This window comes from Peribacillus sp. (assembly GCF_059453735.1).
The window spans coordinates 1-4,353 of sequence record NZ_JAZVJO010000149.1 but is presented as its reverse complement, the minus strand read 5'-3'; the positions used below and the strand labels follow the sequence as shown (position 1 = coordinate 4,353).

The following is a 4,353-nucleotide window of genomic DNA, read 5'->3' as shown; positions in this document are numbered from 1 at the left end:
AAGCTATATCAAAGTAGGACTTGTACCCGGAGACGGCGGAGCGTACTTCTTACCGCGGCTTGTCGGAAAGGATATCGCATTGCATATGTTGTGGACTGGAGAAGTGCTGACAGCAGAAGCGGCAAAAGAACGCGGACTTGTTACTTTTGTTGTGCCGGACGAAGAACTCGATCAAGCTGTTGCAGACTACGCACAGAATTTAGCTGACGGACCTCAACTGGCAACCCAGTTAATCAAACGGGCAGTTTACCAAAACAGCGAAATGTCGTTAAGGTCTTCACTGGATTATATATCATCCAAAATGGCTCTTGTCATGGAAGAGGAAGATCACAAAGAAGGTGTACGGGCTGTCAGGGAAAAAAGAAAACCGATTTTCGGAGAAAATAAAACTGTTATAAAATAAAAGAGGTGAACTGTGACCAAAAATCAAATGATTGGATTCAAATTCTTTCAGAAACTAAGATTCCGGCAGGGCGCGTCCATACTATTCAACAAGCATTGGAGCAAGAACAAATAACCGGGAGTGGAGGAATTGAAACAGTTGGTGTCAGAAAATAATCTAATATGAAAACAGTTGATCCAAGGAGGTGCTCACAGTGGGGAATGAAAAAGCAAATAATAATTATTCGATGTCCTCAATCCATCGAGTGATACAAGTACTTCGAGCATTTTCAGCAGATTATCCCAAATTATCATTAACAGAGATTTCCAGAAGGACGGATATTTCGATTTCCAGCTTACAACGTATCGTCAACACATTAGTATTTGAAGGTTTTTTAGTAAAAGACGAAAAAACGAAAATATACAGCCTTGGTTTAGAGCTTATGTTCTTAGGACAACTCGTTGAAAAAAATGATGCACTTTTATCAAAAGCTGTTCCAATCATGGAAGAATTGAATCAAGAAACGAAAGAAAATATTTCATTGAATATTATGGATGGTGACCAGCGGCGTTGCATCTATAACTTACCTAGTCGTCATGAATTGGCTGCCTTAACATTTGTAGGCAATACTTCCCCGCTATATGCTGGCGCATCTGCTAAAAGTCTCCTTGCTTTTCAGAGCGATGCATTTATTAAGAGTTATATAGAGAAAACAACATTAACGAAAATTACAGAGATCACTGTTGAATCAAAAGATGATTTGCTGCAGCAGCTCTATGAAATAAGAAATAAAGGGTATGCTCTAACAAAAGGGGAACGTGTCAAACGCGCCACTTCCATCAGTGTACCAATTATTGCCCATAATCAATCATTATTAGGGACGCTTTCTGTTACATTCCCTTACATCCGGTACGATGAATATGATATTGAACATCTTATCTCGCTTTTAAAACAAGCTTCTCAAAGAATCTCGTGAAAAAGATCTGATTAAGATATGATTGAAGGGAAAACGGACGGCTTCTTCTAGTCCAGCGAGGTGCGCTCATCGGCAACGGAAATACAGGCAACTCACTGATTACTTAAAATCAATGCAGACTATAATTGGAGCATTACTGCGCTGAATGATATTCAGGGCAGTATTATTTTTATCCTTTTTCATAGTCCTAATGAAACCTATTACTCTATCAGAATTTCAGAATTTATCCATATTATGGTGACCAATACAGTGAAAAGGTGACAAAGAATTGCTTATTATTTTGGATGGTGATAGCAAAACAAAGATTTACCCTGAGCCAGTTCTTTTAAAAAATGAGGTGAAACATTTTGGTATTACATTACAAAGAATATGGTGATAAAAGTGCTCCTTTGATGCTTTTCTTACATGGAGGAGGAGTGAGCGGCTGGATGTGGGATAAACAAGTCGAATACTTCACCAATTATCATTGCATTGTCCCGGACTTACCTGAACACGGGCTAAGCAATACCGATAATATATTTACAATAAGAAGCTGCGCAGAAGGAATAAAACATTTAATCGAAGAAAAAGCAAAAAGGAAGAAAGTCATCTTAATCGGGTTTTCTTTAGGCTCACAAGTGATTATTCAAATACTAAGTATACAACCACAATTGGTGGATTTCGCAATCATTAACAGTGCATTGGTTCGTCCCGTTACATACACCCAAAAGTTGATTAAACCTATAATCAAATGGTCATTTCCCTTAATCAAGAGACGGGGGTTTTCCAAGATGCAGGCCAAGGCATTATATATAAGCGAAGAATACTACGAAAAATATTATGAAGAAAGTATTCGCATAAAACCGGAAACACTGATCAGAGTTTTAGAAGAAAATATGTCATTTGAACTACCAGAGAATTTCAGAAAAGCAGATGCAAAGATATTAGTAACGGTTGGTGAAAAAGAGAAAGCCGTCATGAAAACATCCGTAAAAGATCTTGTGAAAATGAATCCTAATTGTAAAGGTATAGTTATACCTGATATCGGACATGGGTTTCCTTTAGCAAAGCCGGACTTCTTTAATCATATGGTAAGAAAATGGTTAGACACAGGTGATTTACCGATGGGAGACGAACAAGAATTCAAAATTATAAATCACTAATAGATCGATTAAAGACCTTCATAAGACTTCTACAGCATCCTCATCTTAACTTCAAAGAGTTAGCAGCTAATTTCGCTCATCACTTTAACGAAAATGGCATAGGGTTGGGGAAAGTAATTGCTATTTTGATAGTTTATTTCAATGATATGTATTTTAAAGAAAATTAAGCTATCCAGCCGGTCATGTTTTATTGAAAGGGTCTTTCTAAAAGAATGTTAATGAGAACGGTGAACAAAGCCAGCCAACAATAAGCTGGTTGATTATAGCGGAAGGTGCGAGACTCCCGCTATAATCAACGAGCCAGGTAATACCTGAGCACGTGCGAAGCGAGGAAGAGCCCGTGTCTCGCTCTGCGGAAAGCAAGCATTCAGGTTAATGAAGAAAGCCGGTGGAGAAAATAAAGAAAAATATAATCCTATTGGATATCATTTGTTATTTGATATTCCCGGTAGTGATTTGGAACATGAGCAGGGACATAATAGGTGATTATTATGCCATGCTGCTGTCTTCCGTACCGGGAATCATCTATAGTGTCATAAGATTCATGTTGTTGAAGCGCGTGAACTTGACTGGTTTATTTATGATATTCACGCTTATCATCAGTAATTTGATCAATGTACTAGCAGGATCTGCGCTGCAGATGATGTGGAACGGCGTTTACTATTCTTTTATATTGGCTTTTTTCTATATTGTCACGGTAATCGCAAACCGCCCGTTGTTCCTGTACTTTACTCTTGATGTCATGGAAATGCATGGGAAGGACCGTAATTATATGAAGAAAGGGTTCTATATCAAAAATATATTGGCCATGTTTAAACTGATCACTTGTGGTTTTGCCTTACAATTAATCATAATAGCCTCAATCAATATATTTCTTATCCAGACATACGGTGTTGAATCATATGACAAAGCAATCATTCTGAAAAAAATAATAAACTTGGGTATGAGTGGTATTTTAATCTATGGCTTTATCCATATTTCAAAAATGCTAAAAAAATGGGATAAACCAGCTGCATAACCGTTTCCTTACTTTATATGCCATTCTATCTTCATCAAGAACCTCTTCATTAACAGGTTATTTGATAGCCGCTTTCCACAAAAAATAATCATTATACAAGTTCAACTGCTTAGATATATTTATTACTTACATATAGGAGGAATAAGAATGGAAATACAACAAGCTACAATAGAAGATGTAAAGACAGTATCACATTTATTTAATCTGTATCGGATCTTTTATCAACAACCATCAGATTTACAAGGTGCTGAGGAATTCATTAAAGCACGTATAGATAATAAGGATTCTGTCATTTTTGTTGTGAAAGAACAAGGCGAATATATCGGCTTCACCCAACTGTATCCGACATTCTCATCCGTTCATATGGGAAAGACTTGGATTTTAAATGATCTCTTTGTGTGTGAATCTGCCAGAAATAGAGGAATCGGAGAATTGCTTTTGAATAAAGCGAAGGAATACGCTGTTGAGACAGGCGCGATCAGTCTAAGTCTCAGTACTGCTTACGATAATGATTCGGCACAGAGACTATACGAGAATAACGGCTATAAAAAAGATACACAATTCTATCATTATAAATTGGATGTTACAGAATGATCTGCTCCTACGATAAGAAGGATGCTTTTTTGCGGATAGCAGATCATGTCTTACATACTTCTAAGTTAGTGGACTCTTCCGGAGCTGCTGCTTTTGTGATACATAATGACTTAATTGTTTTAGAGAAGTATTTTGGATTTCATTCCAATAAGGCAAATGCAAGAACAATACAGGAAGACTCTCAATTCCACACAGCATCTGTCAGGAAAAGTTATATTGGTTTTGCAGCAGCATATGCTGT

General features: G+C 37.2%; 6 protein-coding genes. All 6 read left to right on the top strand.

Annotated elements, in window-relative coordinates; translation table 11 throughout:
* Nucleotides 1-403, top strand: a 403-nt coding sequence (locus AC52RT_RS05140) for an enoyl-CoA hydratase/isomerase family protein (protein ID WP_495539758.1), incomplete at its 5' end; no start/stop codon positions are given.
* A 193-nt stretch (nt 404-596) separates the two neighbouring features.
* A complete protein-coding gene (locus tag AC52RT_RS05135) occupies nt 597-1,358 on the top strand; it encodes an IclR family transcriptional regulator (protein ID WP_495539757.1) in 762 nt (253 codons plus the stop codon).
* 347 nt (nt 1,359-1,705) lie between these two features.
* Nucleotides 1,706-2,500 carry an alpha/beta fold hydrolase gene (locus tag AC52RT_RS05130; RefSeq protein ID WP_495539756.1) on the top strand — a complete coding sequence of 265 codons (795 nt, stop codon included), beginning with the start codon at nt 1,706-1,708 and terminating at the stop codon, nt 2,498-2,500.
* A 463-nt stretch (nt 2,501-2,963) separates the two neighbouring features.
* Entirely contained in the window at nt 2,964-3,518 is a 555-nt protein-coding gene (locus AC52RT_RS05125) for a VC0807 family protein (protein WP_495539755.1), read from the top strand.
* Nucleotides 3,519-3,665: 147 nt separating this feature from the next.
* Nucleotides 3,666-4,112 (top strand): GNAT family N-acetyltransferase, encoded by a 447-nt coding sequence (locus tag AC52RT_RS05120; RefSeq protein WP_495539754.1) that lies wholly within the window; start codon nt 3,666-3,668, stop codon nt 4,110-4,112.
* Nucleotides 4,113-4,141: 29 nt separating this feature from the next.
* Nucleotides 4,142-4,353, top strand: a 212-nt coding sequence (locus tag AC52RT_RS05115) for a serine hydrolase (protein ID WP_495539753.1), incomplete at its 3' end; no start/stop codon positions are given.

Excerpts from the sequence above, each read along its gene's own strand:
- AC52RT_RS05125 (WP_495539755.1), top strand. The coding sequence starts at position 2,964 with ATGAGCAGGGACATAATAGGTGATTATTATGCCATGCTGCTGTCTTCC.
- AC52RT_RS05120 (WP_495539754.1), top strand. The coding sequence starts at position 3,666 with ATGGAAATACAACAAGCTACAATAGAAGATGTAAAGACAGTATCACAT.